General features: G+C 52.5%; 32 protein-coding genes. 1 reads left to right on the top strand and 31 read right to left on the bottom strand.

Annotation, left to right across the window (positions count from 1 at the left end; all coding sequences use genetic code 11):
* Positions 1–18: 18 nt before the first annotated feature.
* From ABID47_RS03050 to mtrB, 7 genes are all read right to left on the bottom strand, one after another.
* Positions 19–993, bottom strand: a complete 975-nt coding sequence (locus ABID47_RS03050; protein WP_089548051.1) for a polyprenyl synthetase family protein — start codon at positions 991–993, stop codon at positions 19–21.
* 180 nt (positions 994–1,173) lie between these two features.
* The gene (locus ABID47_RS03045) at positions 1,174–1,827 is read right to left on the bottom strand and encodes a UbiX family flavin prenyltransferase (protein WP_076170095.1); all 654 of its coding nucleotides are present in this window, start codon (positions 1,825–1,827) and stop codon (positions 1,174–1,176) included.
* On the bottom strand, positions 1,824–2,696 hold the full coding sequence (locus ABID47_RS03040; RefSeq protein WP_076170094.1) for a UbiA-like polyprenyltransferase: 873 nt from the start codon (positions 2,694–2,696) through the stop codon (positions 1,824–1,826). The genes ABID47_RS03045 and ABID47_RS03040 overlap by 4 nt, the downstream gene beginning before the upstream one ends.
* Positions 2,689–3,423, bottom strand: a complete 735-nt coding sequence (locus ABID47_RS03035) for a demethylmenaquinone methyltransferase (RefSeq protein ID WP_076170190.1) — start codon at positions 3,421–3,423, stop codon at positions 2,689–2,691. The genes ABID47_RS03040 and ABID47_RS03035 overlap by 8 nt, the downstream gene beginning before the upstream one ends.
* Before the next feature lie 8 nt (positions 3,424–3,431).
* On the bottom strand, positions 3,432–4,313 hold the full coding sequence (locus ABID47_RS03030) for a heptaprenyl diphosphate synthase component 1 (RefSeq protein WP_105444682.1): 882 nt from the start codon (positions 4,311–4,313) through the stop codon (positions 3,432–3,434).
* A gap of 124 nt (positions 4,314–4,437) precedes the next feature.
* Positions 4,438–4,989 carry a hypothetical protein gene (locus ABID47_RS03025; protein WP_163879332.1) on the bottom strand — a complete coding sequence of 184 codons (552 nt, stop codon included), beginning with the start codon at positions 4,987–4,989 and terminating at the stop codon, positions 4,438–4,440.
* 185 nt (positions 4,990–5,174) lie between these two features.
* Positions 5,175–5,408 (bottom strand): trp RNA-binding attenuation protein MtrB, encoded by a 234-nt coding sequence (mtrB, locus tag ABID47_RS03020; RefSeq protein WP_076170091.1) that lies wholly within the window; start codon positions 5,406–5,408, stop codon positions 5,175–5,177.
* A 104-nt stretch (positions 5,409–5,512) separates the two neighbouring features.
* Here mtrB and ABID47_RS03015 point away from each other — a divergent pair, with 104 nt between their 5' ends.
* Positions 5,513–5,689: a hypothetical protein gene (locus tag ABID47_RS03015; protein ID WP_163879334.1), complete on the top strand. Its 177-nt coding sequence runs from the start codon at positions 5,513–5,515 to the stop codon at positions 5,687–5,689.
* A 45-nt stretch (positions 5,690–5,734) separates the two neighbouring features.
* Here the strand turns inward: ABID47_RS03015 and ABID47_RS03010 are convergent, their stop codons facing one another.
* The 24 genes from ABID47_RS03010 to ABID47_RS02895 form a co-directional block, all read right to left on the bottom strand.
* A complete protein-coding gene (locus tag ABID47_RS03010) occupies positions 5,735–6,007 on the bottom strand; it encodes an HU family DNA-binding protein (RefSeq protein WP_076170090.1) in 273 nt (90 codons plus the stop codon).
* A 170-nt stretch (positions 6,008–6,177) separates the two neighbouring features.
* Entirely contained in the window at positions 6,178–7,164 is a 987-nt protein-coding gene (locus tag ABID47_RS03005; protein WP_105444680.1) for an ABC transporter permease, read from the bottom strand.
* Entirely contained in the window at positions 7,154–8,650 is a 1,497-nt protein-coding gene (locus ABID47_RS03000; RefSeq protein WP_354495695.1) for a sugar ABC transporter ATP-binding protein, read from the bottom strand. The genes ABID47_RS03005 and ABID47_RS03000 overlap by 11 nt, the downstream gene beginning before the upstream one ends.
* Before the next feature lie 278 nt (positions 8,651–8,928).
* Complete coding sequence (locus tag ABID47_RS02995; protein ID WP_354494878.1) at positions 8,929–10,005, bottom strand: sugar ABC transporter substrate-binding protein; 1,077 nt, start codon at positions 10,003–10,005, stop codon at positions 8,929–8,931.
* A gap of 285 nt (positions 10,006–10,290) precedes the next feature.
* Complete coding sequence (gene spoIVA, locus ABID47_RS02990; RefSeq protein WP_076170087.1) at positions 10,291–11,769, bottom strand: stage IV sporulation protein A; 1,479 nt, start codon at positions 11,767–11,769, stop codon at positions 10,291–10,293.
* Positions 11,770–12,240: 471 nt separating this feature from the next.
* Positions 12,241–13,002, bottom strand: coding sequence for a DUF3939 domain-containing protein (locus tag ABID47_RS02985; protein WP_244867185.1), 762 nt, complete (start codon positions 13,000–13,002; stop codon positions 12,241–12,243).
* A 78-nt stretch (positions 13,003–13,080) separates the two neighbouring features.
* The gene (locus tag ABID47_RS02980; protein WP_089548058.1) at positions 13,081–13,440 is read right to left on the bottom strand and encodes a 2Fe-2S iron-sulfur cluster-binding protein; all 360 of its coding nucleotides are present in this window, start codon (positions 13,438–13,440) and stop codon (positions 13,081–13,083) included.
* Positions 13,437–14,078 (bottom strand): nucleotidyltransferase family protein, encoded by a 642-nt coding sequence (locus tag ABID47_RS02975; protein ID WP_354494877.1) that lies wholly within the window; start codon positions 14,076–14,078, stop codon positions 13,437–13,439. Before ABID47_RS02975 ends, ABID47_RS02980 begins: the two co-directional genes overlap by 4 nt.
* Positions 14,079–14,105: 27 nt before the next feature.
* The gene (locus tag ABID47_RS02970; RefSeq protein WP_145131972.1) at positions 14,106–14,408 is read right to left on the bottom strand and encodes a 2Fe-2S iron-sulfur cluster-binding protein; all 303 of its coding nucleotides are present in this window, start codon (positions 14,406–14,408) and stop codon (positions 14,106–14,108) included.
* Positions 14,409–14,431: 23 nt separating this feature from the next.
* Positions 14,432–14,611, bottom strand: a complete 180-nt coding sequence (locus ABID47_RS02965; protein WP_076170084.1) for a DUF2768 family protein — start codon at positions 14,609–14,611, stop codon at positions 14,432–14,434.
* A 224-nt stretch (positions 14,612–14,835) separates the two neighbouring features.
* Entirely contained in the window at positions 14,836–15,111 is a 276-nt protein-coding gene (locus tag ABID47_RS02960) for a stage VI sporulation protein F (RefSeq protein ID WP_076170083.1), read from the bottom strand.
* A 70-nt stretch (positions 15,112–15,181) separates the two neighbouring features.
* Positions 15,182–16,222: an NAD(P)H-dependent glycerol-3-phosphate dehydrogenase gene (locus ABID47_RS02955; protein ID WP_076170082.1), complete on the bottom strand. Its 1,041-nt coding sequence runs from the start codon at positions 16,220–16,222 to the stop codon at positions 15,182–15,184.
* Positions 16,212–16,835, bottom strand: a complete 624-nt coding sequence (plsY, locus tag ABID47_RS02950) for a glycerol-3-phosphate 1-O-acyltransferase PlsY (protein WP_076170081.1) — start codon at positions 16,833–16,835, stop codon at positions 16,212–16,214. The genes ABID47_RS02955 and plsY overlap by 11 nt, the downstream gene beginning before the upstream one ends.
* Before the next feature lie 11 nt (positions 16,836–16,846).
* Positions 16,847–18,169 carry a ribosome biogenesis GTPase Der gene (gene der, locus ABID47_RS02945; protein WP_089548060.1) on the bottom strand — a complete coding sequence of 441 codons (1,323 nt, stop codon included), beginning with the start codon at positions 18,167–18,169 and terminating at the stop codon, positions 16,847–16,849.
* A 253-nt stretch (positions 18,170–18,422) separates the two neighbouring features.
* Positions 18,423–19,652, bottom strand: coding sequence for a 30S ribosomal protein S1 (gene rpsA / locus ABID47_RS02940; protein ID WP_076170079.1), 1,230 nt, complete (start codon positions 19,650–19,652; stop codon positions 18,423–18,425).
* 123 nt (positions 19,653–19,775) lie between these two features.
* Entirely contained in the window at positions 19,776–20,372 is a 597-nt protein-coding gene (locus tag ABID47_RS02935; RefSeq protein ID WP_397343897.1) for a lysophospholipid acyltransferase family protein, read from the bottom strand.
* On the bottom strand, positions 20,369–21,073 hold the full coding sequence (gene cmk, locus ABID47_RS02930; RefSeq protein ID WP_076170078.1) for a (d)CMP kinase: 705 nt from the start codon (positions 21,071–21,073) through the stop codon (positions 20,369–20,371). Before cmk ends, ABID47_RS02935 begins: the two co-directional genes overlap by 4 nt.
* Before the next feature lie 106 nt (positions 21,074–21,179).
* Positions 21,180–21,401, bottom strand: coding sequence for a hypothetical protein (locus tag ABID47_RS02925; protein WP_147306251.1), 222 nt, complete (start codon positions 21,399–21,401; stop codon positions 21,180–21,182).
* 69 nt (positions 21,402–21,470) lie between these two features.
* Positions 21,471–22,124 (bottom strand): flagellar brake protein, encoded by a 654-nt coding sequence (locus tag ABID47_RS02920; protein ID WP_186320208.1) that lies wholly within the window; start codon positions 22,122–22,124, stop codon positions 21,471–21,473.
* 148 nt (positions 22,125–22,272) lie between these two features.
* A complete protein-coding gene (ypeB, locus tag ABID47_RS02915; RefSeq protein ID WP_354494876.1) occupies positions 22,273–23,634 on the bottom strand; it encodes a germination protein YpeB in 1,362 nt (453 codons plus the stop codon).
* An 84-nt stretch (positions 23,635–23,718) separates the two neighbouring features.
* Entirely contained in the window at positions 23,719–23,868 is a 150-nt protein-coding gene (locus tag ABID47_RS02910; RefSeq protein WP_163879344.1) for a hypothetical protein, read from the bottom strand.
* A 78-nt stretch (positions 23,869–23,946) separates the two neighbouring features.
* On the bottom strand, positions 23,947–24,642 hold the full coding sequence (gene prsW, locus ABID47_RS02905; protein WP_076170075.1) for a glutamic-type intramembrane protease PrsW: 696 nt from the start codon (positions 24,640–24,642) through the stop codon (positions 23,947–23,949).
* 126 nt (positions 24,643–24,768) lie between these two features.
* Entirely contained in the window at positions 24,769–25,383 is a 615-nt protein-coding gene (locus ABID47_RS02900) for a genetic competence negative regulator (RefSeq protein ID WP_076170074.1), read from the bottom strand.
* A gap of 186 nt (positions 25,384–25,569) precedes the next feature.
* Entirely contained in the window at positions 25,570–25,878 is a 309-nt protein-coding gene (locus ABID47_RS02895; protein WP_354494875.1) for a hypothetical protein, read from the bottom strand.
* Between the last annotated feature and the right edge of the window lie 84 nt (positions 25,879–25,962).

The following is a 25,962-nucleotide window of genomic DNA, read 5'->3' as shown; positions in this document are numbered from 1 at the left end:
GTCGGATCAGCGGAAGTATCAATACGAACGTTTGGTCACAAAATGGGCGATATCGCGCAAATTTTTCTTCGTCCGCTGGTTCGGAAGCCGGTCGAGCGCCTCCAGCGCCTTGTTGATATAGCGGGTAGCCAACTCCTCCGCCCGGGCGATTCCCGTGCTGGATTTGATGAGCGAAACCGCTGCGGAAACGTCGCATTCCCCGTTCTGTTCCCGGATGACGGCGATCTCCTTCAGCAGCGGTTCCCGAACCGCCTCGTCCTCCAGGGCATACAGCACAGGCAGCGTAATGTTGCCCTGCCGGATATCGCTTCCAGGCGGTTTGCCGATTTGTTTCTCCGTTCCGCACAGATCCAGGAGATCGTCCTGAATCTGGAATGCCATCCCTACGTTGTAGCCGTAGCGGTAGAGCAGGTTGCCTACCTTCGGCTCCGCGTCAGCCGCTACCGCTCCCAGCTGGCAGCTGATCGCGATCAGAAGGGCGGTTTTTCGCCGGATACGGAGAAGGTAACGACGGATGCTCTGTTCCGTATTGAAGAAGTCCCGAATTTGCTCCATTTCCCCGATGGACATCTCGACCATCGCTTTGGAGAGGATTTGATGAATCTTCGGGTTCTCCAGCTTGGTGGCAAGCAGCAGCGCCCGGGCGTATATATAGTCCCCCGTATACATCGCGATTTTATTATCCCACTTGGACTTGACGGTCAATTGACCGCGGCGCGTCTCGGCGTCGTCAATGACGTCGTCGTGCACCAAGGAAGCCATGTGGATCAGCTCCAGGGGAACGGCCACATGCTTCAGCTTGTCCAGGTCATAGCTGCCGAACTTGCCGCCCATCAGCACAAACACCGGGCGCAGCCGCTTGCCGCCTGCCTTCAGCAGGTGCATGGACGTCTCGTTCAGCAGCTCGTGATCGCCCTCAATGCTGCGAAAGAGCTCTTGTTCGATTTGATTCATATCTTTTTTCAGTAAGCCGAATATGTCTAATCTCTTCATTCCTTCACCCGTATCAGCGTAATGTTACTCCGCATTTCCCTGTCCGTTCATGTTCAAATCATCGGCTTGAGCATGGCCCGCATAGCAGAAACAAAGAGCACTGGCGTTCTTCCATTCATTTTCATCTTATTTAAATCATAGCATACAATTCGTGCTGCACGAATGGGTTTGGAGGACTGTCTATTCTTTGGTACCGGACTCTGCAGCTTTGGCCTGTCCGGCCAGCCCGCCGTCCCAACGCCTGAACAGCTCATGCTCGATCCGCATCATATCAAGCACCTTTCCCACCTGGAAGTCGATCAAATCCTCGATCGTCCGGGGATGAAAGTAAAAAGCCGGCATCGCCGGAATCATCTTCACTCCGAGCCTGGCGAGCTTCAGCATATTTTCCAGGTGAATGGCATGCAGCGGCGTCTCACGGGGTACTAAAATCAGCGGCCTTCCTTCTTTCAGCATGACGTCTGCAGCGCGGGTCATCAAATTGTCGGACGATCCGTTAGCTACAGCGGACAGTGTCCCCATTGAGCATGGCGCAATCACCATACCCTCCACCTGATAGGAGCCGCTGGCAATCGTTGCTCCGATATCCGCCACCGGATGGTAATAGAGGCTGCCCGGATGGCCGCCGAATTTCTCGCTTAGCACAAGCTCCCTTTGAGCTGTTTTCCAGCCGAGCTCCTCGCCAAGCACCCGCCAGCCTGCATTCGAGACGACGATGTGTACGTCATAGCCCTGCTTCAGCAGAACCTCCGTTAACCGAACCCCATACACCGAACCGCTGGCGCCGGTAATCCCGACGACCCAGCTTCTTCTCTTGTTCTCCGTTTGCGTCACAAGTACTGCACCACCAAATCAATCAGGGTGAATACGAATACGAGAATGCTGAGGACGCTGTTCATCGTAAAGAAGGCGACCTGCAGCTTGCTCATGTCATTCGGGGACAAAATAAAATGCTCGTAGAAGAGAATAATATAAGCGATCAGCATCCCACCAAAATACCACCAGCTCAGCTCGGTCGTAAAGAACAGGATAACGAATCCGATCGCGGTAATGAAATGAAAATACCGTGCGATGAGCAGCGACTTGCGGACGCCGAAGCGTGCCGGAATGGAGTACAAGCCTTCCTTCCGGTCAAAATCGATATCCTGGATCGCATAAATGATATCAAAGCCGGCAGTCCAGAAGGCAACCGATACGTACAGAACGATGGACGGCCAGTCGATTTCGTTGGTCACGGCCACCCAGCCGCCGAGCGGGGCAAGCGCGATCGTTAAGCCGAGCACGATATGGCACAGCCAGGTAAACCGTTTCGTGTAGGAATAAATGACGAGAAAAAACACGGCGATCGGAAGCAGTTTGAGCGCCAGCGGAGACAGCTCATAGGCCGCCCACAGCAGAAGCAGGAAGCAAACGACCGTAAACAGGATCACTTCGGCGCTCTTCAGCAGCCCTGCCGGAATGGCCCGGTTCGCCGTCCGCGGATTTTTCTTGTCGATCACCTGATCGATCATCCGGTTCAAGCCGAAGGCCGCGCTCCTGGCCCCGAACATGGCTAACAGGACCCAGCCGATCTGGGCCCATGATGGAAGGTGACCGTTTACGACGACCGATCCGAGGATCGCGCCCATAAACGCAAAAGGTAACGCAAATAATGTGTGCTCAATTTTGATCATTTCTAGAAAAATGCCGATTTTCTTAAACATGCCGATTCTCCTTGATCCCAATATGTAATGCTGCGACGCCGCCAGTTAGGGGATAGGCTTCGACATTCTGAAGACCGATGCTGCGGAATATGCTTGCCAGTTCCTCTCTTCCCGGGAAAAGAGCCAACGATTCCGGCAGCCATTTGTACTGCTCATATCTTTTGGCCAACACCTTTCCGAGTCCAGGCAGTATATACTTGAAATAAGAATAATAAATTCCTTTGAAAGGCTGCCACGTCGGCTTGGACACCTCCAGGCATACAACCATGCCTCCAGGCTTGACGACCCTCTGCATTTCTTTCAGCACCTGCACCAGGTCAGGCACATTCCGCAGACCAAAGCCGATGGTGGCGTAGTCAAAACGGTTATCCTCAAACGGCAAATTCATGGCATCCCCCTGAACCAGCGTAATCTGATCCTCGAGGTGTCTCGCCTTGATTTTGTCCATGCCGACCTTCAGCATGTTCGGGCTGAAATCGAGGCCGACCATCTGCCCCGTTCCGCTGGCTTCCGCCATGCTCAACGTCCAGTCGCAAGTCCCGCAGCACAGGTCAACCGCCGTATCTCCGGGTTTCATCGCCATTTTCTTCATCGTGAATTTCCGCCAGGCCTTGTGCCTGCGAAAGCTTATAATATCGTTCATCACATCGTACTTCGGTGCAATGCTCTCAAAAACGGATTGGACATGTGAGTATTTGTTTTCCGTCTTCGTGTCCCGTTCACTCATGCTGGTATTCATCCTCTCGCCAATCCCTCCCCTACTGCGGATCCCGGTGTGTTAAGCTGACGAAGGAACGGGTCAAGCACCTGTCCGATCTCCCGGAACATTCCGTCTCCCTTAACCATTTTCAGGATGGACTGCACGCTGTTCACCGCCTGCTGCAGCTTATCCGCCAAATGTTCTCCGGCCTTGTACTTAAGCAGCATCTTCTTCCAGTCTTTCGGCTCAACCCGGTTTTCCTTCAAGGCCAGCTTGTCTTCATCCGAAGCCACATCCAGGATGTGCCAGAACGAATAGCTGTACAAGAACGGCTCCGAGCCGGAGCTCAGATGCATTTCCCGAACGACCGTTTCGCATTCGCTGAAGCCGCGGAGAAGCGATTTCCACAGTTCCTTTAACGAGTCATCCAGAAAAGGGGTAAAAGAAAGAAACAGCTGCATATTCAGCTGTACCCGTTGCCGTAAGTATTCCTCCGCTGACAGGAGAAGGCTTTTCATTTTGCCGTACAGATTCATTTTCAAAATATTCACATCGCAAATGGCCGCGCTCAGCATAGATACGGCCTCGATTTGCCCCTTCTGGGACAGAAGCTGATAGAACCGGCTGCTGAAATAGTCTCCCGCGAGCACTTTAAGCTGACGGGAACGCATTTCTCCCTCGTTCTGTTTGCCCTGGATGGTGTCGATCGTTTCATGCGTGTCAATACCCATCTGAACGAGCGACGTGACAAGCGCCAGCAGCTCTGTATGCACGGAAGGCTTGCGGCTTCCCTGGTTCAGAAAAATATATAGAAGATGAACACGGGCATCCGGATAGGGCGGCAGCTCCGTATGGGTTTGGATCATGTCGTAATCGACATATTTCTTTGCTAGTTGGGGTATGCGGTACGGTTTCATCGTCAGCCTCCGAGCCTATAACTTTCTCACTTCTATGTCGTCTGTTGCGAGCAAGAACTTTTGTTCACAATCTTTTTTATTATAGCACAACTTGTCAGACCACGCACAGTATGCTTACTTCTTTTTACCCGTTTTCCTGCGGATCGAACCGGTCTCTCCACAGTTTCGTTTCGGTGAGGTGGAATCGGGCTTTGATGTCGTCCGCAAGCGGGCCTTCTCCCGCTTCACCAAGCGCCTGTTTCAGCTCCGGACTCCACTCCGTCCGCCGGACATCGGCAGCAAGCAGCAGATGCCGTGTGCCGAGCCATTTATCTTCTGCGACGAGCCGAAGGAGAATCTGGTCGACATTGGAAGTGCCGTCAAAGCTAAATGTGAGGATCTCGGCGATATTCGAATAGATTTCAGACACGGACACCTCCGGTGTGGCCACCTTCAGGTCAACCGTCAGCACGCGGGACTCCCACTCCACCTTGCGGATCGGCAGCGTCAGGGGAAGGCTGTCCAGCGCATCCACGATATTCGCATTGTCGAGCGTCCAGCCCGATTGGGGATGAAACGCGGCCAAAGCCCGGCTTTCCCGGGCAAATGTGTGCTCCGCATGATACAGCGCAGGCAGGATGAGGACCGAGCCCAGCGTAACGGCAAGCACCAGGCCAGGAATGAAAAATCGTTTCAAGTACAGCCCTCCCATCGTCATAGTATCCCTTAGTTTCGTCCGGACACGTGCTGTCCATACCTCATTCTACAACGAAAAAAAGCAGGCTATGCCTGCGTTTGTACAGATTGCGCTTAAGGTAATTTGCCATCCCCTGACCAGCAGCTAATTTGCATTCAAGAGCTGTTTTTTTGAGCTCCCTGCTATTAGCTGTCGCTTTCGAGACTTCCGTGTTTCGTCCACACTTCGGCTTTGCCGCGGATTTTAATGGCGGAGGTATGGTCCGTAAACTGGGCGATCAGCACTTCGCCTTTGTCCAGCTTCTCCGTGTGATGAAACCGGGTATCCTGGCCTCGGGTCAGTCCAATGACCTGCACCCCTTGATCCTTCGCCTTGATCACGATAAAATCGCTGTTCCCCGTATTCCCTTTATTTTCCATGAGTGTATCCTCCTTTTTTCAGCGAGCCTTACACACAGCGTATAATTATTTTAAAATCCTCTGGCTATACTACCCAATGTAATAAAGTCCAAGGAGTTGAGAACATGCAATATGAACCGGCGCCCCTGCGGGAAGGGCAAGTTTCCAAGCTTCGCGAATACGAGCAGCAGCTGAGCCAGCTGACGGGTTCTCCCGTCATCCTGATCGCCTATTCGGAAAAGGATGTCAACGGCAATCCTCTTGAAGGAGATGTCAGTCCTACAGAAAAGAAAAGGCCGTGAACGAGCGTCACGGTCCTCTTCTTGCGTATGGAATATGTAGAAATCTTATTTAATTCCGTCTTTGAGCGCTTTACCAGGCTTGAAAGCCGGAATTTTGCTCGAAGGGATTTCGATTTCTTCACCGGTTTGCGGGTTGCGGCCTTTACGTGCGGAACGCTCGCGCACTTCAAAGTTACCAAATCCAACGAGTTGGACTTTGTCCCCGTTTTGCAGAGCCTGTGCGATGGATTCGAATACAGCGTCAACCGCTTTCGTCGCATCCTTCTTGGACAGTTCTGTCGTTTCAGCTACTTGGGAAATCAGTTCGGACTTGTTCACTATCATTTCACCTCCCAAAATAATAAATCGATGTTATCAATCTTTCCGTTTTGCCGTAAAATATACGTTCATCTGTGAGATTTACAGATAGAATCGCCATATAGACCGTATTCAGCCGCAGGCGCGGAACAAACTTATAGTAATACAGCAACCGCAGAATTTCAAGAGTTTTACGTTCGCGAGCGGTTTAAAACGTAAAAAGTGACGGCAAGAGCGAGGACAAGAACGATCCCTTTGACGATATCATGTGTAAAATACTGCAAATTCATCATGGTCAATCCGTTGACCAGTACCCCGATCAATACCGACCCGATAAACGTGCCGATCACGTTGGGCTTGCCGGCGCCGAAGACCGAAAAACCGACGAACACGGCCGCCACGGATTCCATTAAGAGCGGCGATCCCGCGTCGATTTGACCGGATCCGACCCGGGAGGCGTAAATAATCCCGCCAATCGCGGCGAACACGCCGGAAGCGACGTACGCCAGCGTACGCACCCTTTTCACCTTGATCCCTGACAGGCGCGCTGCTTCCTCATTACCGCCCGTGACGTACATTTGACGGCCGTATTTGGTCCGCGTCAGGAAAATATGCACAAGCGCCACAGCGATAATGAGGAGGACGGCCGAAATCGGAATGCCGAACCATTTGCCCTGTCCAAGCTGCAGAAAGGCGGCGCTCATCTCGCCGGGGGCTTTGGTGCCGTCCGGGAATTCCATATGGTTGTAAATCGTATAACCCGCGGCATACGTTTTGTGAATCCCGCCGACGATGTACATCACAGCAAGGGTCGCCAGAAGATCCGGAATCCGCAGCTTGACGATCAGGAATGCGTTAACGAGCCCGATGACGGCACCCAGGATGAGCGGCACGATGATGACGACCCACAGCGGCTGCTCATACCATATCATCAGCGACGCTGCGCCTACGGTGGTCAGCGACACGGTTGAGCCTACCGACAGGTCAAAGCCGTCCACGACCAGCGACAAGGTCACCCCAATCGCCACAAAGGTCACGATCGTGATCGAGCCCAGAATGTCGGTCAGGTTCCCGTACGTGAAGAAATAAGGCAGTCTGAACGAAAAAAATGCTATAACCCCGATGATAACGACAACCGCCCCGTACCGGAACGCCAAGTTTAACAGTTTATCCTTCATGGTCTTCCTCCAAGCCTCCGCTCGCATAATATAGGAGCTGGGCTTGCGTCGCTTCTCCCCGAGCAAATACTTTGCTGATGGTTCCGCCGCTCATGACGGCGATCCGGTCGCCGATTCCCAGTCCTTCTGCCAATTCGCAGGTAAAATACAAAATGCCCTTGCCGGCATCCGCCAAATCTCCGATAATGCGGAATATATCGCTTTTCGCGCCGATATCGACCCCTTTGGTCGGTTCGTCAAAAATAAAAACTTCCGCCCCGCTGTCCAGCCATTTGCCGATCGCCAGCTTCTGCTGGTTGCCGCCGCTCAGGAACTTGACCAGTTGGCTGCCGGAGGCGGCCTTGACCCCAAGGGCGCCGACCATTTTGGCGGATAAAGCCTTCTCCTTCTTCCGCGAGATGAACCCCAGCCTGCTGACTTGGTTCAGCACCGGTATGGACAGGTTTAAATCCACCGATTCGTGGATAAAGATCCCCTCTTTCCGGCGCTCCTCCGGGATGGAGACGATTCCCGCGGATACCGCGTCCGCTGGTTGCTTAAGCGACAGCTTCTTTCCTTTCAGATGGATGCTGCCTTCGTCCGGCTGATCCGCACCGCTCAGGATGCGGGCCAGTTCGGTTTTACCGGCGCCCACCAGGCCGACTACAGCTACAATTTCACCGCGGCGGACCTCAAGATCCGCGCCCCGCACCTTGTGTCCGCGCTTGACACCTTCAGCCTGAAGAAGCACGTCCCCGATCACGGTATCCTTTTTCGGAAACTCTTCTTCAAACGTTTTGCCGAGCATGTGCCCGATTATGCCTTCCCCGGTGATTTCCTGTGTCCGGCCGGTGTAAACCTTCCTTCCGTCACGCATTACGGTCACCATATCGCTGTGCTGCAGCACTTCCGGCAGACGGTGTGTAATAAAAATGCACGCCACACCGGCGTCCTTCAGCGAGTGCATCATCCGGAAAAAAGCCTCGCATTCGCTGTCGCTCAGCGGAGCGGTTGGTTCGTCGAATATAATCACCTTGGCGTCCTGGGACAAAATGCGGGCCAGCAGAACGATCTGTTTTTGCGCAAGCGACAGCTCGTACACCTTTTTATGAATGTCTATACTGTCATCCAGCCTGGATAAAATCGCCTTGACCTGTTTGTCCATAGACCGGTAATTGACCCACATGCTTCCCCGGCCTGAAGATAAGGCGTCCAGCATGACGTTTTCGGCGACGCTCAGCTGCGGGACGAGGGCCGAATCGACCTCCTGATACACGCAGTGAATGCCGTGCTGCTTGGCCGCGGCCGGAGAGGTGATGTGCAGCTCCGTGCCGTTTGCCGCAATGCGTCCGCTGTCCGGCTGATAAGCGCCCGACAGAATCTTCATCAACGTGCTCTTTCCGGCTCCGTTGGCACCGAGCAGCGCATGAATCTGGCCGCCGCGAACCGTAAAATCCACCGCATGCAGCGCAGGAACGCCGCCAAATTGTTTGCCGATTCCGCTCATTTCCAGCTGAAATGATGATGTCACACGGCATTCCTCCTTCAATAATGAGCCCCACAAAGTGATGATCTGCTGCGATGTTGTTCAAGTACTTTGCGGGGAGCCCCAAAATAATAACCCCACAAAGTGGAGTGAAGCTTCGAATATTATTCAGGTACTTTGCGGGGAGCCCCGAAATAATGAGCCCCACAAAGTGGAGTGCAGCTTGCCCCTATTCCTGAAAAAGGGCAGCGCCTCAGCACCACCCCAAGACTTGCATTTGCCGGTTTGACCGGATCTTTTTACTTGCTGTACTCGTTCATCCAGTCCTGAAGCCCTTGCTTGCTGGCACCCCAGCCGTCTACGTATTGAGACAGCTCGGTGGTGGAAATTTGCTCCTTAGGAAGCGCGTCGCGGGAAACGTACACCGGATTCAGAACGACCTTGTCCTCGGTTTGATCCCCATGCAGCTTCTGGTAGCCATAACGGACCTGGATGCGTCCGATATCCTTTGGATCGACAGCGGCGGAAGCGACCCACGGGTTGCTAGGATCCTGAATCATTTGCAGGTCCTCGTCACTCATATCGATACCGTACACCTTGATTTCATCGCGTCCGGCCTGTTGGATGGCGCGTGCCGCCCCTTTGGCGAACTCGTCCCAAGCAGCCCATACGGCCGAAATCTGCCCCTTCGGATACTGCTTCAGAATCGCCTCCATCTGGGTCTGCGTGTCCAGTGCCGGGTTATTCGCGGTGCCGAACGTGGCGATTTCCTTGATATCTGGATTCTCTTTCATAAATTTCGCGTAAGAGATTTGGCGCCGTTCCATCGGTGCGAATCCGGCCACCCATACTTTGACGATGTTGCCCTTGCCCCCGATGTCCTCCTTCATCTGCTGCAACGTCAGGTCGGCCATCTTCTGGTCGTCCTGAGAGAGCACGGTCGCGCCGGGAACGTTCACGTCAGCGTCGAAGACAACGACAGGGATCTTCTGCTCCACCGCCTTGCGCAGGCCAGGTTCGAGGAGCGAATCACCGTGGTCGGTCAGAATCAAGTCAAAATGCTGAGTGATGGCCGAATCCAGCAGAGACGCCATTTTTGCTTTATCGTTGGCGGCCACGAACTTCGTCAGCTTTCCGCCGAATTTCTCCACTTCCTCGGTTACCCCTTGAACGTATTGCTGGGAAAACGTACCTGTGTTAAACTCCATGATAAGCGCAACTCGTTTGCCCGCCAGAGGCTTGTCCGAATTTGCACCGGATGCACTCCCCGAGTCCGTTGCCGGCGGTGCGTTATGACCGCAGGCGCTCATCACCATCGACAGCACCAGCAGGATGGATGCCAACACGAAACCCCTTTTTTTACCTCTTAAACGCATTTCTCTCTTCCCCCTTAAAAGCTTCACTATGTTAAAATGTTATACACTAATATAAAGCCTATATCCAAGTATGTAAATAGGTTTTTAAGAGTTTGTATAAATACTTCCTTTTTTTCATAAAAAACCTGGAATAACGGTCCCTTAACTCTGCTCCGAGCAGCCATTTGCTTATTTTTATGTATAAAACAGGAATTACTATCAAGAGGTATCCATTTCTGCATTCAAGCACAAAAAACCGCAAGCAAGCGGGCGCCTGCCTACGGTTTTTTACTTCACGCTGATGGGTTACAAAATAATCGCGATCAATCCGCCAGAGCCTTCATTGATAATGCGTCCGAGCGTCTCCTGCAGTTTATATCTCGCATTATCCGGCATCATGGCGATCTTGCCTTGAATGCCTTCCCGTACGATAGAGTGCAGCGATCTGCCGAAAATGTCTGAATCCCAGATCTTGATCGGATCGTTTTCGAAGTCCTGGATGAGGTAGCGCACGAGTTCCTCGGACTGTTTCTCCGTACCGATGATCGGCGAGAATTCCGACTCGACGTCGACGCGGATCATATGGATCGAAGGCGCTGTCGCCTTCAAGCGAACCCCGAAACGGGATCCTTGGCGGATCAGCTCCGGCTCATCGAGCGACATTTCAGCCAGCGACGGAGCGGCGATGCCGTAACCGGTCGTCTTGACCATCTCCAGCGCCTCGGCGAACCGGTCGTACTCCCGCTTGGCATGCGAGAATTCCTGCATGAGCTGCAGCAGGTGGTCCTTGCCGCGGATTTCCACGCCGACCACTTCCATCAGGATTTGATCGTACAGTTCATCCGGAGCGAACAGGTCGATCTCGGCTACCCCTTGGCCCATATTCATGCCGCTGAGCGCCGCGCGGTTGATGAAGTCGTAGTCCATGAACTGGGTGACCACCCGGTCCACGTCGCGCAAACGGCGGATATCCTTGACCGTATCGCGTACGGAATTTTCATAGTTGCTGCGCAGCCAGTGCTTCTCGTTCAGCACCATAACCCAGCTAGGCAGGTTGACGTTGACTTCGTGCACCGGGAATTCGTAGAGCACTTCGCGCAGGACGCCGGTGACGTCATCCTCCGTCATTGTGGCCGCACTGAGCGCCATGACCGGAATGTCGTATTTCTCGGCGAGCTCATTGCGCAGCTGCAGCGTTTCTTCACTCCGCGGCTTCGTAGAGTTGATGACCAGCACAAACGGCTTGCCGACTTCCTTCAGCTCGGCGACGACGCGTTCTTCGGCTTCCACATAGGAGTGGCGCGGAATTTCGGCAATCGTGCCGTCCGTGGTCACCACAACGCCCAGCGTAGAGTGCTCCTGAATCACTTTCCGTGTCCCGATTTCGGCGGCCTCCTGGAACGGGATCGGTTCCTCGAACCATGGCGTCGATATCATGCGCGGACCGTTTTCATCCTCATAGCCTTTGGCGCCTTCCACCGCGTAGCCTACGCAGTCCACGAGGCGGACGTTCACTTCCAGACCTTCGGTGACCTTCAGCTGCACCGCATTGTTCGGTACAAACTTCGGCTCGGTGGTCATAATTGTCTTCCCGGCAGCGCTCTGCGGGAGCTCATCGACCGCTCTGGCGCGGTCTGCTTCGCTTGCAATGTTCGGCAGTACGATTGTTTCCATAAACCGTTTAATAAATGTTGACTTTCCTGTGCGGACGGCGCCGACGACACCCAGGTAAATGTCCCCGCCAGTTCGTTCGGCAATGTCTTTAAAAATGTCCACTTTTTCCAAAAGAGATCCCCTCCTCATTTACTCCGAAGGAAAAATGCTTTAAGAGCATCCGCTTCGTGTTCCATCTGGAGCCTCGAGCCATTGCAACGGATTTGAGCCTTACAATGTCGTCAGTAGTCCGCCGCCGGTAGTCAGGTAGGATGGGAAACGGCAAAGCGGCGTTACTCCGTAGGCATTTGGACTAGTATCATAGTATGTACCTATTAAAAACAATATGACGGGTATTCGGAATAAAATTCATATAATCCCTGCGTCGTTCGCATGCCCCTCGTCATCCCTCTCAGATATATGCCGGGGCAGAAATAAATATGTATATGAAGCATGCAGCACAACATAACAACCTGCGCACAGCCGCTCATCCGCTTGTTGATGCTGTTTTGCTAGCGGGAATCCCGAAAAACATAGCAATAGGCATAAAAAAAGACCTGCTGTATTCAGCAGGCCTTTCTCTTCCAATCTGTATGTTCAGCTTCACGCCCCTGGCACCGATTTGGCGACTGGCGCATCCCCTGACCACTCGTACGGCAGCGACTTCACCGGTACATAATCGGAAGACTTGATCAGGTAATCTCGTAAATCCTCGTCTTTGGAAGGCTTCACGCCTTCCTTGTCAATCAGCTGCATAATATCAAACGCATAATCCGCGTACACCACGCCCTTGGCATCCATAATAAAGCTCATGTCCTGACCCGAATATACGCTCTTCAGCTCAACATTGTTTGTGCCGGCCAGATCCGGGTCAACGGTATGGATCCCGGGATAAATTTCTTCCCCGGCCGGCAGCTGCCCATCATGCTTGGACTTATACAAATCGACCGCCCGCTGCACGTCGTTGACCTTTTGCACCGTGACGAGATCCATGACCTTAACGGTCGGGTCGGTCTCTTCGTTCTGTACTAGAAAGTATGCGCTTCCGCCTTTCTCAAAGGCCGTCGTCGGGATATCGTCCAAGTAGCCCCGCTTTTGGAGCTGGTCCAGGTCGATACGGAACTTCTCAAAGCGCGGCGTCGTCTCATCCGCATTGATGATCGGCAGGATCCCCTGATCCTTTTGAAAATCGTCCAGCGCGGACTGGATGCGCTTCACGCTTTCACGGTAGGATACCCTCGTCTCACCGCTCTTCTGATCCGGATACATGCAGGCTGTGGCGGTCATGATCAACAGCAGCACCATGACAGCCGTTGCCGCCTTCCGGGCTCCCTTCATCATCTTGTTGGTCAAAGCCGATGTCATCAACAAATATCACCCTTTGCATATAGTAAAGCCGATTGATACATCAAGCAGCCTGTAACGTGTTTGTCCTGCCCGCCGCTACCACAGGTCGTCTTCCCTGTCACGGTTCCTTGCTGCTTCCAGCTGCTTGCGAACCGCCGCCTTCAGTTTGTCTTCCGGGACTGTCACCGTCACCGCCCCGCGCACTCTGGCTTGACAAGAGAGCCTGGTGCCGCTGCGGATCAAGGAGCCGAGCTTGCGCTTCTCCGCCTCGGCGGGAGGGGTGAGCTGACCGGCGCTGGCGGCGTCAACCTGAACTTTGCACATCAAACAGCCCATTTTGCCCCCGCATCGCGTGGGTATGTATACACCTGCATCCCTGGCCGCATGGAGCAGCGATATGCCTTCGCGGACGAGAACGCTTTTGCCTGACGGCTGGAACGTAACTTTATGGTTCATTGGCGTTCCCGCCCGGCATAGCCTGAATCCCGCCCGTTTACCGCAAATCGTACTAACGACTCGGTATGGAGCAGTTGGGAAATGATTTGGATGTGCTCGGATTGGAACGCGTTATCCGTAAGCAGATCCTCCAGGAGCGGTAAATGGGCCTGCAAATCTGCCCGCATGGCAGCGGCAATCGCCGTGTACCGGTCCTCCCGGTTCCGAAGCACATTAAACAGCAGCTCATGGCTGAGCGGCATCAGCGGAATCCGTATTGAGTGTAGTTTCGCATGGACGCCCGCAGGGGCCAGCCTCCGGTTAATTTCAACCTTATAATGCGAACCCTCCGCCTGAACTTCGAACCCTCCCACCAGTTCCAGCGTGTACCGGCTCAACTTATAATGGCTTAACACGGACCGGTATTGATCCGTAACGCTCAGGACCGGCTGATCCACCGCCCGCCCTGAGAGGGCATAATGAAGCTCCGATACGGAGGCCGAATCGGCGTAGATGTCGATATCGCGTGGCGGTTTATCCAAATGCACGTCCTGCAGCAAAAGCCCGCAGCTTCCGCCAATTAACCAGCAGGATGAGGTTTGCGACAGCGCATGAGAGGCGTCATGCAGCGCTTGCTGTAATTCGGCTGGGATCTGCACGGCACACACTCCAATCTTCCGGTCCATTTAAAAATACGTTTTGTTTCTGGCTACGATTTTTCCCGCCGTCTTGACCACTGCTTGGCACCCTAGACGATAGCCCTCGTCAAACTCTTCCGGGTCGAGGCGAAGATGTTCCGCTTTCGTCGGTTCCTCCAGGTGCTCCGCCCCCTCGGTAATCAGACAGCGGCAGCGGGCACAGGTACCGCGGGTGCAGAGGTGCTGCCAGTCCACTTTATTGTCCTTCGCATGCTGAAGGATGCTTTTGCCCGGTTCAGGCACGACGGTTTTCTCGATTGTTCTTCCAATTAGCTGTAATGCTGCTTCCATGTTCGTTATCCACCGTTCCTTTGCTACATTAATGCTGCCATGCCGCCCAAAAATCCGACCACCATAATGACAAATGCGACCAAAGAGAGGGCTCCCCGAAGAACCCCCTTTGTTTTGGTTCGGGCGAAGGTAATGAGAAAGACGGATAGCCCCATAATCAAGATGGCGATCAGGGATACCCACATTTTTGTCATTGGATCCATACGCTAAAACTCTCCAATCTGTTCCATCATTAACCGTATTATAACACGAAACTTGTCCAATTTCGCAAAATGCCCCCACAAAGTAAAGCTCGGTCAGCAGTCCCCGTACTTCTTCCTCTCATCGGAACAGCAGAGACGATTAGACACATATGAAAAAAGAGCGAAAAGCCCTGCAGCCTCCGGCTCCAAAGACTTCATGCTCTTTTTTCGTCTGACCTATATGATTATTTCTTCATCATCATTTTCATCAACGCTTCCATGTTTTCAGGATTCATCCCGCTTTTCTTCACAGCGCTGATGATATCCTTGATGGTCTCCTCGCTGACGGGAACGTTGGCCATCGCGGATACTTGTTTAATCAGCTGACGGAGCTGGGCCTCGTTTTGCATGGTCGACGGCTTAACCGTGCTGGCCAGTTTTTTGACGGCACTTTCAGAGATGTTTTTGCCCGTTTTCTTATTGATCGCCTTCAGCGCATCCCTAGAAATGTTTTTGCTCAATGTCTTCTCCCCTCCTCCGGCATTCCTCAACCCTAATATATGAGGAAGTGCGGAAAAAGGTGAATAAGCATTAACGGTGCCACTGCTCCCACGTTTCCAGCTTCATCGTCTCCATTTCGGTCTTCGGGTCCCGGCCCATGAGCGCCTCGACGGCAATGCGCGGATTCCGGTTCAAAAAGAGCACGTGGTACAGCTGATCAGCTATCGGCATCTGTACGCCGTATTTTTTCGAGATGTCATGCGCCGCTTGGGTCGTCCGGACACCTTCCACCACCATGCCCATCGAATCCAGCACCTCATCGAGGTTTTTGCCTTGACCAAGCATGGAGCCTGCCCGCCAATTCCGGCTGTGCCTGCTCGTTGCCGTGGCCACCAGGTCTCCGACGCCCGCGAGGCCGGAGAACGTAAGCGGGTTCGCTCCCATTTCCACGCCGATCCGGGTGATTTCAGCCAAGCCTCGCGTCAGCAGCGCCGCTTTTGCGTTGTCCCCGAAGCCAAGTCCATCCGACATGCCCGCACCGAGGGCAATGATGTTCTTCAGCGCTCCCGCGAGTTCCACCCCGACCATATCCCGGTTGGTGTATACGCGGAAGTCGGAATTCATAAACAAGTCCTGCGCGGCGACCGCCTCACTCTCGGTCAGTGATGCGACCACAACGGTGGTCGGGCATCGCTTGACAACCTCCTCCGCATGGCTTGGACCGGACATGACTACGATTCTTCCCTCTTCGCAGCCCAGCTCTTCAGCGATGACCGTAGACATCCGCTTCAACGTTTCGGTCTCAAAACCTTTCGTCGCATGGATCACGAGCATATCCTTCTGCCAATGAGCGCTTAAGTCCCGCGCCACCTGCCGCATCGCTTTGGATGGGGCTACGATAACTACGGCCTTCGCCCCTGACACCGCTTCCCCCATGTCGCTTGTCGCTTTCAGATTGACCGGCAGCTGAGCGTCAGGCAGATAGCGGTTGTTGGTATGCTGCTCATTGATTTCCTTGACCTGATCCGGATTTCGGCTCCACAGCACCACCTCCGGATGGTTTGCAGCCAGCACGCTGGCCAAAGCCGTTCCCCAGCTGCCCGCGACCAATACAGCCACTTTATTTGACAATCCCTTTACCCCCTTTGGGCCCTCCGGATCCGATTTTGTTTTCCCGGCCCTGAAGAATTTTCACAATATTGCTCCGATGTCTCCAGAAGGCAAATAAACAAATAATGAGACTGGTCCAAAAAATCGGCCAGGCATAACCCAAAATGAGCAAAAACACAGGCGTAAGCGCCACGAACACCAGCGATCCCAGCGACACGTACCGTGTAACCACGATCAGCAGAATGGCGATAATGCCGGCATACAGTGCTGGCAGAAAGCTCAGTGTCGCCATGACGCCAATGGTCGTCGCGATGCCTTTGCCCCCGCGGAAGTGAAAATACACCGGCCAGTTATGCCCGACGATCGCACCGATGCCGCATAATGCGGGAACCCATGCCTCGCCTCCGCCCATCCACACGCCGATCCAGACCGCCGCGATTCCTTTGAGGACGTCCAGCGCCAGGACCAGAACGGCCGGTCCCTTCCCCAGTATGCGCAGCGTATTCGTCGCTCCCGCATTACCGCTACCGTGCTGGCGGATGTCGATCCCTTTCAGCAGCTTGGCAAGGACGACGCTGAAGCTGATGGAACCGAGCAAGTAACTCAGTATAATGGCGATGATCTGTAGAACCAAGCTATTCTCCCCTAACTTTCATCCGATTTGCGCCGAGTAAAGATGCGTATAGGCGTTCCTTCAAAATCAAAAGCAGACCGGATCTTGTTCTCCAAATAACGCTCGTAAGAGAAGTGCATCAGTTCCGGATCGTTCACGAAAATGACCATCGTCGGCGGCTTGACCGCAACCTGCGTCGCATAGTTGATACGCAGACGGCGCCCCTTGTCCGTCGGAGGCGGATTAATCGCCACGGCGTCGGATACGACGTCATTCAAGAGATGCGTCTGCACCCGCAGCGAATGCTGCTCGGCGACGTGCTGAACGACCGGCAGAAGCTTGTGGAGCCGCTGCTTTGTTTTGGCGGACAGAAACAGAATCGGCGCATAGGTCATAAACAGGAAGTGATCGCGGATCTTTTTCTCAAACTGGTGCATCGTCTTGTCATCCTTCTCGACGGCGTCCCATTTATTGACGACAAAAAGAGAAGCTTTGCCGGCCTCGTAAGCGTAACCAGCAATATGCTTATCCTGGTCGATGATCCCTTCTTCGCCGTTAATGACGACAAGCACCACATCCGCTCTTTCGATGGCACGCATCGCCCGCATTACGCTGTACTTCTCGGTCGTTTCGTATACTTTTCCGCGTTTGCGCATACCGGCGGTATCGATCAGCACGTAACGCTGCCCGTCCCGCTCAAACGGAGTGTCAATGGCATCCCGGGTCGTTCCCGCAATATCGCTGACAATGACGCGTTCTTCGCCAAGGATCGCATTCACGAGCGACGATTTGCCGACATTCGGCCGTCCGATCAGTGCAACCCGAATCACGTCCTCATCGTACTCGTCATCCGTCAGGTCTGGCAAAATATCTACAATAGCGTCCAGAAGATCGCCGATCCCGGTTCCGTGACTGCCGGATATCGCGATCGGGTCCCCAAAACCGAGGCTGTAAAACTCGTAAATGTCGTCATTGCGCTGCAAATTGTCCACTTTGTTTACGGCCAGCACGATCGGTTTTCCGGACCGGAAAAGCATCTGGGCTACTTCTTCATCAGATTGGGTTACGCCGCTCTTGGCATCGCACATAAAGACGATGACGTCGGCTTCTTCGATAGCAAGCTCAGCCTGCATACGGATCGATTTCAATATGACATCGTCACCGTCAATTTCAATACCTCCCGTGTCAATGACACTGAAAGGTTTGCCGTTCCATTCGGCAACGCTGTAAATCCGGTCACGCGTCACGCCCGGCTTATCTTCTACAATGGCCAGCCTGTCCCCGACCAAACGGTTAAAAATGGTGGATTTCCCCACATTAGGCCTGCCCACGATTGCCACTACGGGTCTTGCCATAGTCACTCCTCCTGTCAATTCTTACGATAATCATCATAGCAAAAAACGTTTCTTTTGGCTAACCTTTCATAGGAATAGCCGAATGTTAATTGTATTTTTCCAAAGCATACACAGAACCATGCATGACCGATTCTTTGGCTTTCATGATCCAACATCTCGAACCAATTTTCCCCGAGTCAGCATACTTGCTAATCTAAAAAAAAATCGGTAAACCCGTGTAAGGGTTCACCGATTTCAATTTTGGAGGCCCAAATCATTTGAATTTGCTGAGTTTGTCTCCAAAACGTTCACCGAGTGTAATGCTGAGGCCTTGGTTGCTGAGCGATACGTTCGGGTTGTCTTTCAGATCATCCTTGTGCGCGCTGCTCTTCGGCGCTCTTTCCGGTCTTGGAGCTGCCGCAGGAGCTTCCTCGGTTTCCTTGATGCTCAGGCTTACGCGCTTTTCAGCCGTGTTGATGTCCAAGATTTTGACTTGAACTTCTTGGCCTTCTTTGAGCACTTCATGCGGTGTGCCGATGTGCTTATGGGAAATTTGCGAAATATGAACAAGTCCTTCAACACCTGGCGCCAGCTCAACGAAAGCACCGAAAGTGACAAGACGCTTCACTTCGCCTGTTACTACATCGCCGGTATGGAACTTGTCGGCTGCGGATTCCCATGGTCCTGGCTGGGCAGCCTTGATGCTCAGGCTGATTTTGCCTTTTTCCGGATCAACTTTGAGCACTTTTACCTTCACTTGATCGCCTTCGGACACGACATCGGAAGGTTTGTCCACATGATGCCAAGCCATTTCGGACACGTGAACCAGTCCGTCAACGCCGCCCACATCAACAAAGGCGCCGAATTGAGTCAGACGCTGTACCGTACCTTCGATTTCTTGTCCTTCTTGGAGCTCACCCATCACTTTTTGCTTGTTGGCTTCGAACTCTTCTTCGAGAACGTCTTTTTGCGACAGGATCACTTTGTTGTTCTCACGGTCAAGCTCTTTCACCTTCACGCGCAGCGTGCGGCCTTTGTAGTCGCTGAAGTCTTCAACGAAATGGCGCTCTACCATGGAAGCCGGGATAAATCCGCGTGCGCCCACGTCTGCGACGAGACCGCCTTTTACCACGTCAGCTACGGTAACTTCGAAAGCGTCCTGAGCTTCGAAATGCTTCTCGAGCTCATCCCAAGCATTCTCGCTGTCGATCGCGCGCTTGGAAAGAACGAGTCTTTCCTTCTCGTCGTCGATGCTGACAACCTTGCATTCCACTTCCTGACCAACCTGCACCGCTTCGGATGCGTTGTCAAGGTGTACGGAAGACAGTTCGCGGACCGGAATGACGCCGTCATATTTATATCCAATGCTTACATAAGCTTGGTTGTCCTCCAGTTTGACGATCGTGCCTTTCACGGTGTCCCCTTTTTTCAAGGATACGAATTGATCCAATTCCTCTTGGTTTACCGCTTCTGCAGTTTCTTGATTTTTCGTTTCTTCCGACATGTCAATACCCTCCTCAATTCAAAAAAACCCATTTATTCAAACCTGCTGACGCAGAGTTCAAAACATCATAAAGCAGTACGAATCATATGTTTCCAATAAGTGCTTGTGTTCATGCACGCCCGGCTAATTCCCCGAAGGTCTTCCGGTCTTCTCCATTTCATGGATCCGATCCATGATGCGTTCTGTCACCAGCTCGAGCGGATCGCCATCCACCTCACCGCTTTTCAGGTCATCCAGGATGATAGGTTGTCCGTACACGATTTTCATTTTTCTGAAAATCTTGTAATCGCCGATAATCGCGGCCGGCACGACGGCGGCATTGCCGCGGAGCGCAAACATGGCGGCCCCTTTCTTGGCGGCGCCAGTATCGGAGAAGCGCGTGCCTACCGGAAAGATGCCCATGATTTCACCGCCGCGCAAAATGGAGATGGAGGTCTTGAAGGACTCTTTGCTGACTCCCCCCCGCTTGACGGGAAACGCTCCGAACTGGGTGATCAGCCATCCCAGTACGGGAACTTTGAACAATTCTTCCTTGGCCATGAACTTGACCTGCCGCTTCACTTTGATCCCTACGGATATCGGATCGAGCAGACTTTTGTGATTGGAGCAGAGCAGCACCCCGCCTTCTTTGGGGATATTCTCCGTGCCGACCGCTTCAAAGCGGTACAACAAGGTGAATATTGCCCTAAGGATATCCCGGCAAAAAACGTAAATCTTCAATTCTTCTCCCCACCCCTGTACGTTTTGCAGTAATCAACGATGGTGTCGACAACCTGAGGTATATCCATATGCGTCGTATCCAGGACTATGGCGTCATCCGCGCAGCGAAGCGGCGAAATTTCGCGCTCTGCGTCCAGACGGTCACGTCTTTCGATATCCTTCTCAAGCTGTTCAAGTGTCAATCCTTCCGCATCGTTCATTTCCTTGTACCGGCGGAGAGCACGCTCTTTGACGCTTGCCGTCATGAAAATCTTCACTTCGGCATCGGGAAGCACGGTCGTTCCGATATCTCGTCCATCCATCACTATGCCCTTGTGCAGAGCCATCTGCTGCTGCAGCGCAACGAGGTGGCGTCTTACTCCTTCAATCTGCGAGTATTGGGATACCATCCCGTTTACCTGCAAAGAACGGATGTAAGGGGTCACATCTTCGCCGTTGACCAGAACTTTCTGCCCGTCTTCCCCGGGTATTAATTCAATCACCATCTTTTGGGTGAGTTGAAGCACTTTTTCAGGAAATTCCGGTCCAATTCCTTGTTCCATCATAAACCACGTTACGGCCCGATACATGGCTCCGGTGTCCACGTATATGTACGAGAGGGCTCTCGCCACCAGGCGGGCAATCGTGCTTTTGCCGGCCCCGGCAGGTCCATCGATCGCAATGTTGATTTTCAAGTTATCCTCTGTCCCCTGCCTAACCAAAGGGGCATTCCTCCTCAAACATAAGCCTCAAGAAAAAAGCAGGCATTGCCTGCGTCGAGAAAATTATACCACACAACCTATTCCGATGCAAAAACGTCCCTCCATTTTACTCTTTCCAATCCCTGACATCCCGCTCTTTGACAGGGATGCCGTCAAGCTTGTACACCGGGGACAAGTAAGGTCTGACCGGCTTGATATGAAGCGCCCCCTGTATGAGGATCAGCATAATGACAAGCACAATCAATGCCCTTTTGACCCATTTGGACAAAACGTCAAAGCATTCCCCGAACAGCCGGAGATACTGCCGAACGCGATCCTGTTCATCCATTAGATACACTCCCTGAATTTTCCTACTAGTGTATCCTTGGCGGAGCAAAATATTCCCTCACCCGATCTCTCAACGGTTCCGGAAATCAAACTGGCGCTCGAAGCAGTACCGGATCAGCTTCTGCCGCTCCATATCCGTAATGGCTTCAAACTTCAGCATCACGATTTTCCGGCCGTTGTCGAGCTGCTGGATCCGGACGACGCTGCCTTTAAACGGAACATGCTCCAGGTTCCCGTTCTTATACGGTACGAGCACCCAGCAGGACAGCATGTCCCCTTCACGGATCGCCTTGTCGGCGTCGCTATAAAAGGAAATGCCGCCCCCGCCGACATCTTCTGTACGCGTGACGAAGCGGATATTGTGTTCGGTCTGGACCGCCACCTCCAATCCGGCATTGACGCGTAAAAAGCTTCGGCGCTGGACTTTACCGATCGACTCGGGCTCAGGCCTGCGGATTCTAACCATGCGGACGACGTCTTCCTTGAAGCCGAGCACGTAAGTATTGAAATAATTTTTAACGCCGCCGTCGGTCAAAAAATACACCGAAAGCTCGTCACCCATGTGCAGCCGCTTCAGCTGTCCGGTTTTTTCCTGGATGGGCACCTCCATCAGAATGGACTCGTCCTCCAAATCCGTGATGCGGGACTTGTACTCCAACCCCGCTTCTTTCTGGTCTCCGGAATCCACGGAGATAAACAATTGATCGCTGATTTTAGGAAACAACAAATTCACCGCCAGCCTGTAAAATAGCATTCTATCCTGATTATACCATGTCTTTGTTCATAGGTAAGCAGTGTTTTTGCGCAATATAAAAAGCCCCTCGGCTGATCCGAGAGGCTTTGCTCATCACTTGATCCTTGCAACTTTTTGCCTATTTCACCGCTTTTTTATCCGAATCCTTGAGCTCCTCTACGACCCGTTCAGAGCCGTCATTGGCATCCATGTATATCCGGTATCTGGAGCCGTTAATGTTGCCTCCGAATTCGTAGCAGAGAGCTTCTTGGCCCGAATCGTCCTTGATCAGTGCCAGCCGGTTGTAGTTTTCCTTAAACTCGGGATTCAGCTTCTTCCGCGCCTGGCTCAAGGTCAGCTTCGGTTTTGGAATTTTCCGCGCCTGGGATTGCTCGTAAACGAGATCGCTGGCCTGGAACCCGGTCACCTCGCCGTTATCGAGCCCGACCCGAACCGTCATTTTTTCCGGGTACACCAGTACACCGTCCTGCTTGCGCACATATGTGAAGTTGCCCATATTATCATACTGGTCTGCTGTAACGGCCGTCATATCCTTATAACCTTTGCTTTGCAGAAACTGATCTGCCTTCTTGCGGGCTTCCTCCATCGTAACCGCCTTCGGCCCGACCTCCCGGTTATCGGAAAAGGAAATCAAGTGGCCGCCTTGACGAGTGAAGTTCAGCGACAGTGGAGCTGGCCGGTTGTTGGAGCTGACGGTGGCGGTGTAGGACGCCCATTCGGTTCCTTTACCGTTTTCGGTAACTTGAACGTTGGATTGGCCTCCTCCCGCGCCGGCAAACTCGGCTGCTTTGCGCTTGATATCCTCGGGAGATACCGGCTGTGCGGACAGCTTTTTCACCGACCGCTTATCATAGATGCTGGATACCGACGGACCCCAGTTCAATTCCGGGTATTCGCCGACCCTTTTGTCTACCGTTTTGAAGCCGTCGATAATGGTGTTGTCCAGCTTCTTGTCTTCCGTGGCCATCGCGCTTTCCACGTCCATCCAGCGCAGCCGGTTGCTGATCACCTTGGACTGCACGTCCTGGAGATCCTTGGTGATCTGTCCGGAGTTGGCGTAGAGCGCCTTCAGGTTTTTGATCTCCTCATTTGACAGCGGCTCTTTATCCAAATTCCGCATGGAGGTCTGGTAGGAAAACTTCGATATTTTGGACAGAAACTCTTCGGTTTTGTTAAACGGCAGCATGGTGAGCGGCAGCTGGTTGATTTCGTTCTGCGCTTCGCTTGTCAGCCGCCACACGTTGACCAGCCCTTTCCGGTGCATCGCATTGGAAGCCGAGCTTACGGCCAGTGTATTGCCAAGCTCGCTGTGCAGGCGGTCCATATGATAGGACAGGTCATGAAAAGCCCGCTGATACTGGTTTTCCGCCTTGATCAGCACGGCGTTCTTCTCCTGGTTCTCTTGGTACCCCCACACAAACGCTCCGATCATAAACAGGGTGACTATGGGAAATAAAACAGCGCTTAATCGCTTGTACATGTGAAGTCTCCTTTCATCAACTTAAAGCTGGTGTTAGTTTGACTAGAAGAAAGGAGTCTTATGCATCGTTTCCCAGGTATCGGTTTAAAACGGGTCTTCTTCGATATCGAACTGGCTTTGGTTGTTGCACAGGCACTGCTTGAAGCCGGTTTCGATCTTTCCGCGTTCTTTTTTGCCGCGCAGCACGTAGCGTTCCCCGCATTGCCTGCAGACGATTTTTACTTTGACACGCAAAAAAGGACACCTCCATCCTAAAAAGATTGTATCCGAATGCGGATTGTAACTTCTTAGGATAAAGTGTGCCCAATTAAATTACGTATTAACCTCTTCCTCCCGCTTCAGGAAACGGAAAGGGGAGCGGTTGTTGGCCCGGTATACCTTGCCCATGCCTCCGTACCATAAAAAAGCCATCAGCGGGACGATAAACCAGATCCAATAATGCGTCATCGTGCTTAGAATAAAGTCGTAGACCCCGTGCCAGAACCACGGAATGATCATCGAATAGACCAGAAAACGCTTGGCCTTGGCTCCGGTCGAAAACCTCGCTCTGCCGAGGTAATAACCCATCATTACCCCGAACATGGCATGCCCCGATACCGGAAGCAGCGCCCGCAGGAACATCGCCCCGAAGGATGCGTGGCTGTACCAGGCATACATCACATTCTCCACAGTCGCGAAGCCCAGCGAAATCGCTACGGCATACACGATTCCGTCGTACGGCTCGTCAAACTCCGTATGGTTGTATATCATGTGAAACAGCACGAACCATTTCAAAAATTCCTCAACAAACGCCGATATGACAAAAGAATCCAGATACGGATTGCCGCCGAGCCCCGTTGTAAGGCCCCGCTGGATGATCATGACCGGAACCACGATCATAAAACCAAGCAGAAACACCTTGATCACCATAAGCAGCGGTTCCTGATCGTATCTGTCCTTTAAATAAAAATAGGTCAGTAGGGCAAGTCCCGGCGCCAATGCCGACGCAATAACCGAAAACAAAAGCACCGTTCTTAATCCCTCCACTTCCTGGCAGTGACCTTAGCGGCCCTGTCGAATGTAACTCCAGCTTCAAAGCAAAGTTCATCCCATGAAGATGAATCCTCATGGGATGTCTCGATCAGGATAACGGTGTTAATCCTGGCGCTTGAAATGTGTGCAAATGACGTCAACCGCATTCTCGGCAATGACGACTTTGCCGTATTCCTCAAGTACGGCTTCCGTATAGGATGCAGCTTCTCCGAACTCGGCAAGAACCGCGATCAGCGAAGGAAGCTGATTAGCGTCGATTTCTTCTGGGTCCATGTACAGTACCCATTTATCTCTATAATGATAAAGCCGCCCGGCTTCGGTGATATGTCGTTGAAGTACGTGTGCAGCTTCGATCAGCACTTCGAAGTCGTTAAAAGCATACACGATGGAGTCGCTTTGTTCAAGCGTGACTTCCATTTCGTAAACTTCTTCAGGGAGTTCATCTTCACCCAGTTGACTGTACTGATGATGATCGTATTTCCCCCGGGTCACGATGACGACCATTCCTTGAGCAGGAAGGGCAAACACTTCCACGGCGAGCGGTCCCGTTGCATCAAAGCCCAGTTCGTTATAGGCCTGATCCATCATTTCGGTAAACAGCTCGTGCACCTTCGGGATTTCTTGCCACATGTCCTCCTTCTGGATGCCCCGTTCACTCAGGTCGTCAAACGTAAGGAAAATCCGTATCTTATCTGAGCTTAAGCGTTCTATTTTCATGACAGGATCCTCCTTGTAAGCATTGTTATAACAAATTATGATGTCTCCCATAATATGTGCTGAAAATAGTTCTATGTAAGTATGTTATCATTATATAACCATAAATGCACGCTGTAAAATGGACAAAAAAAGAATCATTTGGAGCGGATAACCGCCCTTTAAATGATTCTAATGGGTTTGACGCGTTTACAATCCAGGTATCACCGTATTTGTCTCTTTCAGAATCATGTCCACTTCCCGCTTGACATCCGGATTGGTGCGGATAAAATCTTTAATTTGGGTGACGCTCGATCCCTTGGAATACGAATCGTTGTGAGAACCATGAGTGTCGTGACGATGGGACGAGCCCATGCCGATGTTCGCCATGTCCATCATTTTGTCCTTGGCATTGCCTCCCATGACGGACGTAATCATGTTGCGTCCCCGGTTTCTGGACAACAGCGTCGTTGCAGCAGCACCAATCAAAATACCGCCAATAAAAGCAGAAGTGTTCATTTAGGTACAACCTCCTTATGGGATGAAGTCGAATATATTTTGAGCGAATATGGTCCTGCTCATGCGGCATAAATTAAGGAAAGC

Source organism: Paenibacillus favisporus, assembly GCF_040545415.1.
GTDB lineage: Bacteria > Bacillota > Bacilli > Paenibacillales > Paenibacillaceae > Paenibacillus_AQ > Paenibacillus_AQ favisporus.
Note: the sequence above shows the minus strand (reverse complement) of the source record. Positions and strands in the feature narration are given on the sequence as shown.